Annotated in this window: 15 protein-coding genes; 6 read left to right on the top strand and 9 right to left on the bottom strand. The window is 53.4% G+C overall.

Going from position 1 to position 14,302, the window contains the following annotated elements:
* Positions 1–92: 92 nt before the first annotated feature.
* The 8 genes from QNN88_RS00075 to sad all read right to left on the bottom strand — a co-directional run bounded on the left by QNN88_RS00075 (position 93) and on the right by sad (position 9,419).
* Positions 93–1,007: a bestrophin family protein gene (locus QNN88_RS00075; RefSeq protein ID WP_414238433.1), complete on the bottom strand. Its 915-nt coding sequence runs from the start codon at positions 1,005–1,007 to the stop codon at positions 93–95.
* A 207-nt stretch (positions 1,008–1,214) separates the two neighbouring features.
* Positions 1,215–2,666, bottom strand: a complete 1,452-nt coding sequence (locus QNN88_RS00070; protein WP_414238432.1) for a tagaturonate reductase — start codon at positions 2,664–2,666, stop codon at positions 1,215–1,217.
* A 106-nt stretch (positions 2,667–2,772) separates the two neighbouring features.
* Complete coding sequence (locus QNN88_RS00065; protein WP_414238431.1) at positions 2,773–3,300, bottom strand: N-acetyltransferase family protein; 528 nt, start codon at positions 3,298–3,300, stop codon at positions 2,773–2,775.
* Positions 3,301–3,376: 76 nt separating this feature from the next.
* Entirely contained in the window at positions 3,377–4,813 is a 1,437-nt protein-coding gene (locus QNN88_RS00060; RefSeq protein WP_414238430.1) for a diguanylate cyclase domain-containing protein, read from the bottom strand.
* A 189-nt stretch (positions 4,814–5,002) separates the two neighbouring features.
* Positions 5,003–5,362, bottom strand: coding sequence for a DUF4186 domain-containing protein (locus QNN88_RS00055; protein ID WP_414238429.1), 360 nt, complete (start codon positions 5,360–5,362; stop codon positions 5,003–5,005).
* Positions 5,362–6,288: a glutaminase B gene (gene glsB / locus QNN88_RS00050; RefSeq protein WP_414238428.1), complete on the bottom strand. Its 927-nt coding sequence runs from the start codon at positions 6,286–6,288 to the stop codon at positions 5,362–5,364. Before glsB ends, QNN88_RS00055 begins: the two co-directional genes overlap by 1 nt.
* Positions 6,289–6,351: 63 nt before the next feature.
* The gene (locus QNN88_RS00045; RefSeq protein ID WP_414238427.1) at positions 6,352–7,929 is read right to left on the bottom strand and encodes a methyl-accepting chemotaxis protein; all 1,578 of its coding nucleotides are present in this window, start codon (positions 7,927–7,929) and stop codon (positions 6,352–6,354) included.
* 101 nt (positions 7,930–8,030) lie between these two features.
* Entirely contained in the window at positions 8,031–9,419 is a 1,389-nt protein-coding gene (gene sad / locus QNN88_RS00040; protein WP_414238426.1) for a succinate-semialdehyde dehydrogenase, read from the bottom strand.
* A gap of 99 nt (positions 9,420–9,518) precedes the next feature.
* On the opposite strand from sad, the gene ptrR reads away from it, so the two are divergent.
* Both ptrR and QNN88_RS00030 read left to right on the top strand, forming a co-directional pair.
* On the top strand, positions 9,519–10,379 hold the full coding sequence (gene ptrR / locus QNN88_RS00035) for a putrescine utilization regulator PtrR (RefSeq protein ID WP_414238425.1): 861 nt from the start codon (positions 9,519–9,521) through the stop codon (positions 10,377–10,379).
* A 95-nt stretch (positions 10,380–10,474) separates the two neighbouring features.
* The gene (locus QNN88_RS00030) at positions 10,475–11,671 is read left to right on the top strand and encodes a sugar transporter (RefSeq protein WP_414238424.1); all 1,197 of its coding nucleotides are present in this window, start codon (positions 10,475–10,477) and stop codon (positions 11,669–11,671) included.
* A 34-nt stretch (positions 11,672–11,705) separates the two neighbouring features.
* On the opposite strand, the gene QNN88_RS00025 is transcribed toward QNN88_RS00030, so the two are convergent.
* Positions 11,706–12,368 carry a MarC family NAAT transporter gene (locus QNN88_RS00025; RefSeq protein ID WP_414238423.1) on the bottom strand — a complete coding sequence of 221 codons (663 nt, stop codon included), beginning with the start codon at positions 12,366–12,368 and terminating at the stop codon, positions 11,706–11,708.
* A 259-nt stretch (positions 12,369–12,627) separates the two neighbouring features.
* On the opposite strand from QNN88_RS00025, the gene marR reads away from it, so the two are divergent.
* The 4 genes from marR to QNN88_RS00005 form a co-directional block, all read left to right on the top strand.
* Positions 12,628–13,062 carry a multiple antibiotic resistance transcriptional regulator MarR gene (marR, locus tag QNN88_RS00020; RefSeq protein ID WP_414238422.1) on the top strand — a complete coding sequence of 145 codons (435 nt, stop codon included), beginning with the start codon at positions 12,628–12,630 and terminating at the stop codon, positions 13,060–13,062.
* Between the two features lie 20 nt (positions 13,063–13,082).
* Positions 13,083–13,463, top strand: coding sequence for an MDR efflux pump AcrAB transcriptional activator MarA (gene marA / locus QNN88_RS00015; protein WP_139155862.1), 381 nt, complete (start codon positions 13,083–13,085; stop codon positions 13,461–13,463).
* A 33-nt stretch (positions 13,464–13,496) separates the two neighbouring features.
* Positions 13,497–13,715 carry a multiple antibiotic resistance protein MarB gene (marB, locus tag QNN88_RS00010; protein ID WP_414238421.1) on the top strand — a complete coding sequence of 73 codons (219 nt, stop codon included), beginning with the start codon at positions 13,497–13,499 and terminating at the stop codon, positions 13,713–13,715.
* Positions 13,716–13,870: 155 nt separating this feature from the next.
* Positions 13,871–14,302: DUF6531 domain-containing protein (locus QNN88_RS00005; protein WP_414238420.1), on the top strand; the 432-nt coding region annotated here is incomplete at its 3' end.

The raw sequence follows: 14,302 nt of genomic DNA, 5'->3' as shown, positions 1-14,302 counted from the left end.
TTTAATCGGCGGTGATAAGTTAATCCTGAAAACCGACGTTAGCGCATTGACACACCCAGCCTGTCGTTCATTTACTGGAATGTTCCCTTCTTTTACGTCAACTGGTAGTGCTTATCCGGCATCAGTTTCGCTGGAATGGCCGATTCATCATTCATCTCCAGCAGGTCAATCTCAATGGCATTACAGATGGCATCCAGGGGCAAGTCGTTATTCTCTGTTCCAAACGGATCCTCCAGTTCTTCCGCCAGCGCGTCCAGAGAGATGAAGGTGTAGGAAATAAGTACCGAAATAAAGGGGGTCATATAATGCAGATCTACCACCAGGGCAAAAGGCAGCATGATGCAAAACAGGTAAACGGTGCGGTGGAGGATTAGCGTATAGGCAAACGGCACCGGCGTATTGGCGATCCTTTCGCAGCCAGCAAGTACAGCGGACATGTCGTTTAATCGATTGTTCAGACTGTGAAATAAAATATCCGAGAGTTGCCCGTCACGTCGACGCGTCGCCAGCCATTCCCCCATCATCAGTAAAATGCGGTTTGCCGGAGAGTGAGAGGCAAACACGCGTTGCAGATCGTCTGTGTTAAGATACTTCGCCAGCGGCTCAGCCTGTGGTTTTCGCCGCAGCGTCATGCGCAGACAGTGAGCGAAGGCGATTTGCAGACGGACAAATTCTCCTAACTCGCGGTCATCAGGTAAGACCGTTTTGACTTCCCGCAGCAACGAACGAGAAGCGATCATCAGTTGGCCCCAGAGTTGACGCGCCTCGACATAACGTGAATAACAGGCGTTATTACGAAAACCCAAAAAGATAGCGATTGCCACACCGAGAATGCTGAACGGTGCGAGGGTAAATTTGATGCCCAGCATCGTATACCAGGGCAACAGGAGGATCACAGCAATAGACAGCAGGAAATTAAGCAGCAAGCGGGACGAGATTTTTGCTAATACAGAACCGTGCCAGACGAATATCAGGCGTAACCAGTGCTGTTGTGGACGAACAATCATGACGGTTTTCTGGAAGGAAACGAATCCCACCATTAAACGTGATCTGGATCAAACATTCAAGCGCAGCAAAAGTGATGCTTCCACCAGCCGTCAAGCTGCTAAACCCCTTTTAGCGCAGGACTTACATTTTGGGAAATGAATTAATTACATTGTATGTTGTAACTACAATCATTTTATAAGAAACCCGGTTTACACCGGGTCACTGTTTTAGCACAACGGTTTCACCGCTTCACGCATTCCTTTTGTCAGAATGGCATCAAGATCGGCACTTACCTGTTCAACGAGTCCCGCCACTTTCGTCAGATCTTGTTCCCAGTGCGCTTCAACCGCCAGAATGTCACTGACCAGTTGCTGAGTACTGATCTGGCGATCGCCATGCTGTCCCCAGAGCTGTTTAAAACGGGAGATCCAGTGCGCATCGTCCTGAACCGGGTAAGCTTCTCCGTTACGCTCTCCGCGGTAGAAGGCAATCAGTGCGGCTAACGCGAAGGTCAGACGAGCCGGGAGTTTGCCACTCATCTTCTGCCCTGCCAGTAACTGCGGGAGAATACGGGTACGGAATTTGGTCATCCCGTTCAGGGCAATCGACAGCAACTGATGCTTGATGTACGGGTTACGGAAACGTCCGGTTACCGCGCTGGCAAAGGATTCCAGTTCATCACGTGGCAAATCGAGAACCGGGATAATTTCTTCATAAATTGCTTTTTCAACAAATGCGCAGATTTCGGTGTCATTCATCGCTTCGCCGACGGTATCCAGCCCGGACTGGAATGCCACCGGCACCAGCGCGGTGTGGGCACCGTTCAGGATAGCGACTTTGCGCTCCTTGTACGGCTTGATGTCGTCCACAATTAAGACATTAAGCGGGTATTTGTCGAGACGGAGTTCTGCTGCCAGTGATTTCGGCCCCTGGATAACAAACAGATAGAAATGTTCGGCGGTATCAAGGAAACCATCATGATAACCCAGCTCCGCTTCCAGTTGTGCCGCTTCATCGCGTGGGTAACCGGTGACGATACGGTCCACCAGCGTGGAGCAGAAGACGTTAGCCTGATCCAGCCAGGTGATAAATGCCGCAGGCAATGACCACTCCTGCGCATAGCGCAGCACCAGTTCGCGCAGCGCATCACCATTATAATCAATCAGTTCACATGGGATGATGATCCAGCCTTTATCCTGTGCACCCTTGAAATGGCTGTAGCGTTCAAACAGCAGACGCGTCAGTTTCGCCGGATAACTGACCGCCGGCGCATCCTCAAATTTGTCGCCGGCATGATAGCTAATGCCCGCTTCCGTGGTGTTAGAGAACACAAAACGCATCTCAGGATTGTGCGCCAGTTTCAGGAACGCATCGTAATCACTGTAAACGCTGATCTCACGATTCACCGAACGAATCAGCCGTGCATCGCTGACCGCTTCGCCCTGTTCATTCAGACCACGGATGATGGTCGTATAGAGGCCATCCTGCGTACTGAGCGAAGGTGGAAAGGTGCTATCAATAGGACGAACAATGACCACACCCGAGTTCAGATCGGTATGTTCATTCAGAAGATCGACTTGCCAGTCAACAAAGGCGCGAAGGAAGTTACCTTCACCAAACTGAATGATGCGTTCAGGATAGTGAGCACCGGGAAAATCGCGACGGTTAAGTGTTTTCACAATGGGTTCCCTTTCGATTAGTCATACAACCTGATTAAATTGGTAGAACAGGTTAGCAAAACTTATCCAGAGTAAAACCCCGTTTTGATCAATTCATAGCGACTATTTATAGAGATTTATAGAAAAGCGTGGTGCTTGTCAGCTTTCCATCGGGCATCAGCGCATAGTCCGGGATCTCACCCGCTTTGAGCCAGCCACAAGAGTGGTAGAACAACTCAGCATCACTTCCCGTCGCGGTATCCAGCACCAGTTGCGTTTTTTGTCGCTCTGCGGCGTACGCCTCCAGTGTCATCATGAGCTGCCGGGCTAACCCCTGGCGACGTGCACGGGAGTGAACGAGAAGTTTCGCGACGTCCGCGCGATGAGGTTGGTTTTCCGGTTGCTGGAGAATAAGTTGAACTGTACCAACCAATACCCCGGAAGCATTGTCGACCGCAAGCAACAGACGCTCGCCCCTGTCCACACTTTGTGCGACGCCATGCCAGAACGCACGCGCTTTCGACTGTTCAAACGGCAAGAGAAAACTGACCGATGCGCCATGCGTCACGCAGTCGGTCAGAACGTCACAGATTTCATCGATTCTGGCCTCGATATCTGCTGCATCCAGCAGATAGCAGGATTTTGGTGGGGTCATGTTGTCTCCTTAATTCAGAGACAATACGATGCACTTAACATTGCCATAACACAACGGACAGTAACATAGGATATTGTTATGCCATATCACTCTCAGTGAAGACGGTATGACCTGTCCGGCGATCGCTGGTACGATTACGGCCTTCATTCTTCGAACGATAGAGACACTCATCCGCTTCAACCATCAAGTTGTTAAATACATCGGTCAACAACTGGGAGCCGAGCGTGCCATTTCCGAGTCCAATGCTTACCGTCAGATAGAACGTCTGCTGGTTCCAGGTAAAAGGGTGCTGTGCCACGGCTTTACGAATATTTTCCGCCAGCAGCATTCCCTCTTCGGGATGTGTTGAGGGCGCCACGACAACAAACTCTTCACCCCCCATGCGGGCCACCAGTCCCCGGTCACCGACAATCTGCTGAATATGTCGGGCAAATATGCTGAGTACCCGATCGCCACATTCATGGCCGAAGTTATCATTAATGCGCTTGAAAAAGTCGATATCCAACAGCATGACGGTCACATGCTGCGTACGCGGATACACCTGACGCTTCAGCGCTTCATAGAGTCCGGAACGGGAATAAACCTGAGTGAGAAAATCGAAATCGGCGCGCAGGGAAACCTGCTTCATCAGGGAATTAATCGCCGCCACACTGACCGAAACCATAATCGGACAAATCGCCATGGTGGCAATGCCCAGTCGTGCAGAGAACATCTGTGGCGTTGACAGCGGCGACGCCACGGCGATATTGATAATCGAATTTGCCACCAGCACGATTTCAACGGCACCGGTAATAAAGGTCAGCAGACACGTCACCTGCGGAGTATATCGCACCGCGCACCAGATAAGCGCAGGCAGCGGAAAAGCCAGACTGCCGGCACCCCCAATGATCACCGATGCCAGCACCGAGATAATCAGCGCAGCCACCGGCATCAACTGTTCAGGTTTAAAACGTTTCACCGCGCCGGGAATACCCAGCGTCAACATGCAGGGTACAATCAGCACCCCCGTCGAGAACTGCTCGCTAAACCAGTCAGCTACCAGCGGCCAGAATGAAAGCCGGTCAATGCCAACAGAGCCTGCCGCACCCAATATTGCGCACAACAGTGCGGCAATCAGACAGTAATTAAATAAGCGTAAAGCACTGATGGGTTCATATTTATTTTTCCCCAGTCGCTTATCGCGGATCACCAGTTGAGCAACAACCACGATAAAAACCATATTGGAAAGATTAATAACCAGCGACATCCATCCCCATTCGGTGGTGATCGCATCATAACCCAGCATCGCAACATAGCTGACGGCATAATAATGCAGTTTGTTTAGCCAGACATAGCGGGCAAAGACGCCGGCCATCACGCCGTTGAGCGGCCAGAACAGCGAGAGTTCATGCACCAGACGCAATTGTGCGCCGATAAAATAGAACAGAGTGGTTAAAGCAAAAATAGCGCCAGCGTTACGCAGTGGATGGTCTTCCTGAAACAACCGGAAAGACGGAATGTGGAATGCGTGCATGAAATATCTGTCCATATAATTGCCGTTGGCAATTATCTCTGCATAGGGGGGATAATTTTAGAGAATAGCATGAATTATTCTCAAAGATAGCCATTCCCCGCTGCGCTATCGGTTCTTTTGTTAAATTTCGCAGCCCGTCCCCTTTTTATTTAACGGGCATTTGAAAAGGCTTAAGTAACCGTTTAATTATTACGGTTTATTCATTTGAATAACGAGCCAGTGATGGATAACGGCGACCACATACCGTTGTTGCTCATCATTTAACGGTTGCCCCTGAGCAATGTTGTGCCATTTGGCAAGGCAACCCCGACAGCAGGTCGCCGTGGCATGCTGGGCAATAAACACCGGATGACCGCGCATCGGCGTTTGCTTACCGTCATTGGCCGGTGTCGCCGGGGCAAGCCGCTTCGCCACGAAATCCGCAGCATGTCTGTCGATAACCTCGGCCCCTTTATCCCAGCAGTACTGTCTCTCTTTCGTTCCCAGACGAAAACGGGAGCGAAACGTCGAGCGTGAAAGTCGGGCAAAAAGTGCATCAAATGTCTTCATCAGTAAACTGAGCGCCCTAACCGTTGAGTCAGTTGCTCCAGAACCGCAATCCCTGCCAGCGAATTGCCGGTCGGATCGAGTTCCGGGCTCCAGACGGCGATCGCCATTTCATGCGGCACGATCGCCACAATCCCACCACCAACGCCCGATTTCGCGGGCAAGCCAACGCGCCAGGCAAACTCTCCCGCGTTCTGATACATCCCACTGGTTGCCATCAGCGCATTGATCTGTCGCGCCTGCATCGGCGTTACTACGGGTTCATTGAGATGAAAAGCTTTTCCCTGGTTCGCGAGAAAAACAAACGTTTTCGCCAGCTCCACGCAGCTCATTTTCAGTGCACAGTAATGGAAATAGTTTTGCAGGACCGTCGTGACGTCATGGTGAAAATTACCGAAGGATTTCATCAGCCAGGCAATGGCGGCATTACGGGCGGAATGTTCGAACTCTGAGCGGGCCACTACCGAATCGTAAGCGATATCGGCTACGCCACTCAGCGAGCGGACCACTTCAAGCATGCGTTGACGCGGCGCGCTGAGTCGCCCCTGTAACATATCGCAGACGACCAGCGCGCCGGCATTAATAAACGGATTGCGCGGGATGCCGTGTTCCATTTCTAACTGCACCAGCGAGTTAAACGGCGACCCAGACGGATCTTTCCCCACCCGTTGCCAGATCTCATCTTCAGAATAGTGACGCATCGCCACCACCAGACTGAGTACCTTCGAAATCGACTGAATGGAATAGCGTTCTGTCGCATCTCCGGCCTGCCAGAGTTGCCCCTCCACGGTGCAAATCGCAATACCCAGTCGGGAACCCTCAACCGAGGCCAGCGCAGGTATATAGTCCGCCACCTTGCCCTGCCCAATCAGCGGACGAACCTCCGCCAGAATGGTCTCTAAAATTGAATTGTCCAGGGTGATTGCCACACCACACTCCTTGCCTGCCGGTCTGAAAAGGGCTGCGAGTATAGCAGAGCGGAATCCCCCTCGTCAGGCCGGAAGTCGGAATCTTGCCACCGCGTGAATCAACTGGTGCGATTCATTATGCAACTGCTGCGAGGAGGCCGATGCCGTATCTACCAGTTCGCGGGTATCGCGCGCGACCAGGTTCAGCGCCTGTAGCTGGCGTGTCATTTGATGGATCCGCTCGCCCTGCTGCAGCGTCGCGGCTGAGATATCATTCAGCGAAACGCCCAGATTTTCCACCAGCGCGATCACTTGCTGTAAGTTCTCTTCCAGATGCGTCACCGCGCGCGATCCTTCTTCAATCCCTTGCAGAGAGTGATAGATCAGCGCCTGAATATCCTGCGTGGACTGACTGCTTTTACGCGCCAACAGCCCCACTTCTCTTGCCACCACCGCAAAGCCGCGTCCCTGTTCACCAGCATGAGCGGCTTCGATTGCCGCATTCAGTGCCAGAATATTGGTCTGGAAGGCAACGTTATCAATCAATGCAATGATCCCGCGCATCTCTGCCGAGCGCGTCACGATTGCCTGCATCGAACGATTCACGGTATCCATCATTCTGTCCCCGCCCGCCGCAATGGCACGCGCCTCTTCCGCACGCTGATTCGCCCGTTGGGCAAACCCGCTGTTGTCCCCGACGTGTGTTTCCAGCACCGAAATATGCGAAGTGACATGAGTCAGTTCTTCATCCTGCTTTGCGGACTGTTGATACAGGCGCGTATTATTTTGTGCCAGCCTTTCGATATTGTCGGCCATTGCCGTGGTCGCCTCGCTAACCTGCAGGACTAACTCGCGCAACCCCTCCTGCATCGCACCGATACGTACGTGGAGTTGCGACACTTCGCGATTAAGGCCGGGCACTGCGGGAATCGGTCGCGAGAGATCGCCTGCCGCCAGAATATCGATATGCGCAATCAGCCGACGCAGCGGAGAAATCACCCAGCGTGACATTCCCCACCATACCGCGACGGCAATGGCCAGCAGCATCACCGGCAATAGTAAGAACAGATGCTGGAGATCCAGCAGGCGATCCAGCAACTGTTGTCGTCCACTTTCCCGCGCCTGCGCGGCGACCTTTTGCCCCCGGGCATAGTTATCATTGAAGTCAGCCTGAAACGCCTGAATCGGTACGGCAAAGAACGCATCGATGGACTTTGTTTTGCTTAACCCGGTCACCTGCTCCTGAAGACCGTCGCTGAAGCGTTGATAGCTGTCAACCAGCCCCTCATCCGCAGGCGGGTTCATGTCGCGCCACGCCTGCCACGCAGTTGTCGATTGTGTTAATACCTGTTGTGCTTCGTCGATTAATGGCTGCCAGCTTCCCTCTGAACCTGTGGCGGCGTCCTGCATAAAGTAGACGCCAGCCCGGTTGAGCAGATCGCTTGCGGTTAGCAGCGCAATCCGCGCCTCTTCGACTTTTGTCTGCTGACGCAGCGCCAGTTGATTACGTTGCTCATTTTCCCGGGCCTGGCTGACGGAAAACGACAGCATCAGTGACGAGGTCATTTGTAATACGCAAAACAGCGCGATAATGCAAAAAACCCCGGCCAACAGACCAAACTGCTGTGGTAGAAATCGACGTAAAGTTTGAGTTAAGTTCATAATAGTCTTCAGTATCAACACGTTAATCGCGAGTCTACGAAGCGTAAATGACAAAACTATGGCAGAAATGTGACAAGGCGCCCCGCAGAGCGCCAGAAAGATTAGCGTCGGTTCTTCCAGACGGTCTGCACATTACAGAATTCATGCAGACCAAAGTGCGAGAGTTCGCGACCAAAGCCGCTCTTCTTAACGCCACCAAACGCCACCCGGGCATCGCTGGCGCTAAAGCCGTTGATAAAGACACCTCCGCATTCCAGACGTGCGGCCATCTCCAGTGCCCGGGCTTCATCGGCGGTAAAAAGCGTCGCCGACAGACCAAAGTCACTGCAGTTTGCCAGCGTCAGTGCCTGTTCGGCACTCTTCGCCACCGTGATCGCCGCAACCGGCCCGAACAGTTCTTCTCGAAACGCCGTCATCTCAGGGGTGACGTTGGTCAGCACAGTGGCCGGATAAAAGTTACCGGCTCCGGAAGGCATCTTGCCACCAAGCAGTAACTGAGCGCCTTCGGCCATCGTCGCCTGCACTTGCTGATGCAATTCATCACGCAGGTCGGCACGCGCCATTGGGCCAAGCTCGCTCTCCTCCGCCCGCGGATCGCCCAGCTTCAGCGCTGCGGCAGACGCCACAAAGCGCGCAATAAAACGTTCCGCAATCCCCTCTTCAAGGATAAAACGTTTCGCCGCGGCGCAAACCTGCCCGCTATTCTGATAGCGTCCGGCCACCGCCGCCTCTACCGCCAGATCCAGATCGGCATCGTTAAGCACAATAAACGGATCGGCCCCCCCCAGTTCGAGTACGCATTTTTTCAGCGCCGCTCCGGCCTGAGCGCCAATGGCCGCTCCGGCGCGCACGCTGCCGGTCACCGTCACGGCCGCAATCCGTGCATCGTTAATCAATGTACTGACGCCCTGATTATCCGCATTCAGCCAGCCGTAGACGCCGGCGGGTATCGCCGCATCAGCAAAAACCTGGTGGATGATTTGCGAGCAGCCAATAACGTTCGGCGCAGGCTTGAGCAGATAGCCATTGCCAGCCAGTAAAATTGGCACCGCCCCGCGCAGCACCTGCCATAGCGGAAAGTTCCAGGGCATGACTGCCAGGATGGTTCCTAGCGGACGATACTCAATCACCGCCTGGTGGTTTTCCACCTGCGTGGGTTCGGCTACCAGCATCGCCGGGCCATGTTCTGCATACCAGTCACACAGCGCCGCTGATTTGGCGACCTCAGCACGCGCCTGTTTAATCGGCTTCCCCATCTCGCGGGTTATGCACTGCGCCATCTCTTCGCCACGTGCGCGTAACGCCTGGCCGATGTCGCGTAATTTCTGCGCCCGATGTGCCACCGTTGTCTGTTTCCAACCGCGAAATCCCGTAGCCGCTGACTGTAGCGCCTGCTCAATCTCCTGCGCTGTAGACCACGGCAGCGCTGAAAGAAATTCACCATTATGCGGATTGATGGAAATGGCATGGGTTGCCGATGAAATCGTCATACAGTCTCTCCGTCGTTCTTGATGTCATCATCATGGACGCGTTTACTCTTTACGAAAAATGAATAATATTAACGGGGCCATTCACGATGAGAGAAAGCCATGGATCTGACCCAGCTGAAGATGTTTAACGCCGTCGCCGAAACGGGCAGCATTACCCAGGCGGCGGCGAAGGTACATCGTGTTCCGTCCAATCTCACTACCCGTATTCGGCAACTGGAGGCTGACCTCGGTGTCGATCTGTTTATTCGCGAGAACCAGCGACTGCGGCTTTCCCCCGCCGGGCATAATTTTCTGCGTTATAGTCAACAAATCCTTGCGCTGGTTGACGAGGCGCGAATGGTTGTCGCGGGTGATGAACCCCAGGGGCTATTCTCACTCGGCGCGCTGGAGAGCACCGCTGCCGTGCGCATTCCGGCCACGCTTGCCCGCTACAATCAACGTTATCCCAGGATCCAGTTCTCCCTGGCGACTGGCCCTTCTGGCAACATGCTGGACGGGGTGCTCCAGGGCCATCTCAATGCTGCCTTTGTTGACGGACCGATCACCCACCCAGGTCTTGAAGGAATGCCGGTGTATCAGGAAGAGATGATGGTGGTCACGCCACACGGTCATGCACCGGTGACCCGCGCCAGCGAGGTCAACGGCAGTCATATTTACGCCTTTCGCGCCAACTGTTCCTATCGCCGCCATTTCGAAAGCTGGTTTCATGCCGATCGGGCGATGCCGGGCACAATCCACGAAATGGAGTCCTATCATGGCATGCTGGCCTGTGTGATCGCCGGTGCCGGTATCGCGCTGATCCCCCGCTCCATGCTGGAAAGTATGCCCGGACATCAACAGGTCGAGTCCTGGCCGTTGTCCGGAAACTGGCGCTGGCTGACGACATGGCTGGTCTGGCGGCGCGGTGCGATGATGCGCCAGCTGGAGGCGTTTATTGAGCTGTTGACAGAGCAGAGCTGAAAACGAGATCTAAATCACATATCGGTTGTCTTTTCATCAGCAAACGTTTTAAGATCCCCTTCTCTCCTTTTTCGCAACGAACCGATTAATTTTTTATGACAACTCATACGGTTTCCCGTAACGTCGCGTGGTTACGGGTCGTTACGCTGGCTATTGCAGCGTTTATTTTCAATACCACCGAATTTGTCCCGGTAGGCCTGCTTTCCGACATCGCACAAAGTTTTAATATGCAGACCGCGCAGGTCGGGATCATGCTGACGATCTACGCCTGGGTGGTCGCGCTGATGTCCCTGCCGTTTATGCTGCTGACCAGTCAGGTTGAACGACGTAAGCTGCTGATATGGCTGTTTGTCCTGTTCATCGCCAGTCATGTGCTCTCTTTCCTGGCATGGAATTTCACCGTGCTGGTGATAAGCCGTATCGGGATAGCCTTTGCGCACGCGATCTTCTGGTCGATTACGGCCTCACTGGCGATCCGCCTTGCCCCGGCGGGCAAACGCGCTCAGGCATTAAGTTTACTTGCGACCGGTACGGCGCTGGCGATGGTGTTGGGTTTACCGCTCGGTCGCATCGTCGGTCAGTATTTTGGCTGGCGCACCACGTTCTTCGCCATCGGGATGGGGGCGTTGATCACCCTGATTTGTCTGATCAAGCTGCTGCCGACATTGCCAAGCGAACACTCCGGCTCGCTGAAAAGTCTTCCACTGCTGTTTCGTCGCCCGGCGCTGATGAGCCTCTATTTGTTGACGGTAGTCGTGGTGACGGCGCACTACACCGCGTACAGCTATATCGAACCGTTTGTGCAGACTGTTGCCGGGCTGAGCGCGACTTTCGCCACCGTACTGTTACTCATCCTGGGCGGTGCGGGTATTATCGGCAGCGTGATTTTCGGTAAGCTCGGCAATCGACACGCCTCGGCGCTTATCAGCATCGCCATTACGCTGCTGCTGCTCTGTCTGGTACTGCTGTTACCTGCCGCTGACAGTGAGTTTCATCTGGCTGTCCTGAGCATTTTCTGGGGGATTGCCATCATGGTGATTGGCCTCGGGATGCAGGTAAAGGTGCTGGCACTGGCCCCGGATGCCACAGATGTGGCGATGGCGCTGTTCTCCGGTATTTTCAATATTGGTATCGGCGCAGGCGCGCTGGTGGGAAATCAGGTGAGTCTGCACTGGTCGATGGCGGCGATTGGTTACACAGGCGCCGCTCCGGCACTCGTGGCGTTAATCTGGTCAGTGATTATCTTTCGTAAATGGCCGGTCACGTTGGAAGAACAGCCACAGCATTTCTGACAGACAGCCCGGTCATCGCGACCGGGCTTTTTTATCAGTAGGTTTTGATGATTTCCAGCACGCCGTTAATAATAAACTGCACGCCCATACAGACCAGCAGGAAGCCCATCAGACGGGAAATGGCTTCAATTCCTCCCTTACCCACCAGACGCATAATCGCCCCGGAACTGCGTAAGCATCCCCAGAGGATCACTCCCACGAGAGCAAAGATGATCGGTGGCGCAACGGTAATCACCCAGTCAGGAAAATCAGATCCGTACCGCACCGTTGAGGCGGAGCTGATAATCATCGCAATGGTTCCCGGCCCCGCCGTGCTTGGCATCGCCAGCGGCACAAAGGCGATATTGGCGGTCGGCTCATCTTCCAGTTCTTCTGACTTACTCCGCGCCTCTGGCGATTCATGCGCTTTTTGCTGTGGAAACAGCATGCGGAATCCAATAAACGCCACAATTAAACCACCGGCGATGCGCAGGCCTGGAATGGAGATACCAAAGGTATTCATCACCAGTTGGCCCGCATAGTAGGCCACCATCATAATGGCGAACACGTAGACCGACGCCATCAGCGACTGCTGGTTGCGCTCGGCGCTGTTCATGTTCCCGGCAAGACCGAGAAACAGTGCGACTGTCGTTAACGGATTTGCCAGTGGCAGAATCACCACCAGCCCCAGCCCTATTGCTTTAAACAAATCCATCATATTGGCAGCCATTCCTGTTTCACTCATGTATTAGCGGCAAGTATAAGTGGAAAACCATGAAGTTAGCCATTCTGACGCTGTAAGCATTCGTTATCGGCCAGAGATATAACCAGTAATTATCATTAACAAAATAAAGTGTGATACAGAGCAGCTCTTTTCCCTTTTAGCAAATCGTGTGATCGGTAAATCCATTCGTTTGACTTATAGTTGCCTGGGCAATATTATCTGCCGTAATTAACTACTTGCCAGGGCAACCATTGTGAAAAGCACCAGTGACTTATTCAATGAAATCATCCCACTGGGGCGCTTGATCTATATGGTCAACCAGAAAAAAGATCGTCTCTTGAATGAGTATCTCTCACCGCTGGATATCACCGCAGCGCAGTTTAAGGTGCTCTGCTCTATCCGCTGTGCGGGTTGTATTACCCCGGTTGAGCTGAAAAAAGTGTTGTCTGTCGATCTCGGCGCGTTAACGCGCATGCTCGATCGTCTGGTCTGCAAAGGCTGGATCGACAGGCTCCCTAACCCACATGACAAGCGTGGCGTGCTGGTGAAACTCACCGAACACGGCGCGGCAATTTGTGAGCAATGTCATCAATTAGTAGGACAAGACCTGCACCAGGAATTAACAAAAAACTTAACGGCGGACGAAGTGGCAACGCTTGAGCATTTGCTTAAGAAAGTCCTGCCGTAAAAACAAGAAGAGGTATGACGATGTCCAGACGCAATACTGACGCTATCACCATTCATAGCATTTTGGACTGGATCGAAGATAACCTGGAATCGCCGCTCTCACTGGAAAAAGTGTCAGAGCGTTCAGGTTACTCCAAATGGCACCTGCAACGGATGTTCAAAAAAGAGACCGGCCATTCATTAGGTCAGTACATCCGCAGCCGTAAAATGACCGAAATAGCGCAGAAATTAAAAGAGAGTAACGAGCCGATTTTATATCTGGCAGAACGTTATGGCTTCGAGTCGCAGCAGACGCTGACCCGGACATTCAAAAACTATTTCGATGTTCCGCCGCATAAATACCGTATTACCAATATGCGCGGCGAATCGCGGTATTTGCTGCCGCTGAACCATTGTAACTAACCATCGCCTGTAAACGACGTAATCGAGGAAATCATGAAACTGCTGTCTTCTGCAATGCTGGCCCTGCTGCTTGTTGTCTCAGGTCAGAGCGTTGCGGAGCAATCCGCGCAGCCCACCACACAAAATGGTCGCGACACGATGATTATTCCTACTTCTCAGGAGCAGTCACCGTTCGATTTTAACCATATGGGCGCGGGAAGCGATAAGTCCGACGAACTGGGTGTGCCTTATTACAACCGGCACCGCCTGTGATTCGTTTTCGCCCTGCTGAAAAGCGGGGCTTTTTTTATTTCCCCCCTGATCTTTATATATTCTCAAAATTCTCCCCAGCGCCTTTTTTGCTCTTTTTTCACGAACTGTTCCCGGTAGGCTCCTTGCTCAAAACCTGATTTAAAAAGGATTTGAGCATGAGCGGAAAACCAGCGGCGCGCCAGGGCGACGGCACCATGAAGGGCGGTAGCATTGTCCAGGGTTCGGCGGGCGTGATGATTGGCGCGCCAACAGGCGTGGCCTGCTCGGTCTGCCCCGGTGGCATGACTTCCGGTAACCCGGTCAACCCGTTGCTGGGTGCAAAGGTGCTCCCCGGCGAAACCGATGTCGCCCTGCCCGGTCCGTTGCCGTTTATGCTTACCCGCGCCTACAGCAGCTACCGGACAAAAACGCCTGCCCCGGCGGGCATCTTCGGCCCCGGCTGGAAAGCTCCTTTCGATATTCGCTTACAGCTTCGCGATGAGGGACTTATCCTCAACGACAACGGCGGCAGAAGCATTCACTTCGAACCGCTGTTTCCCGGTGAAACCGCTTTCAGCCGCAGCGAACGATTCTGGCTGGCGCGCGGT

Origin of the sequence: Citrobacter sp. ANG330 (assembly GCF_047467925.1) — a bacterium.
Classification (GTDB): Bacteria; Pseudomonadota; Gammaproteobacteria; order Enterobacterales; family Enterobacteriaceae; genus Citrobacter_A; species Citrobacter_A amalonaticus_G.
This window is presented reverse-complemented; position numbering and strand designations above follow the sequence as displayed.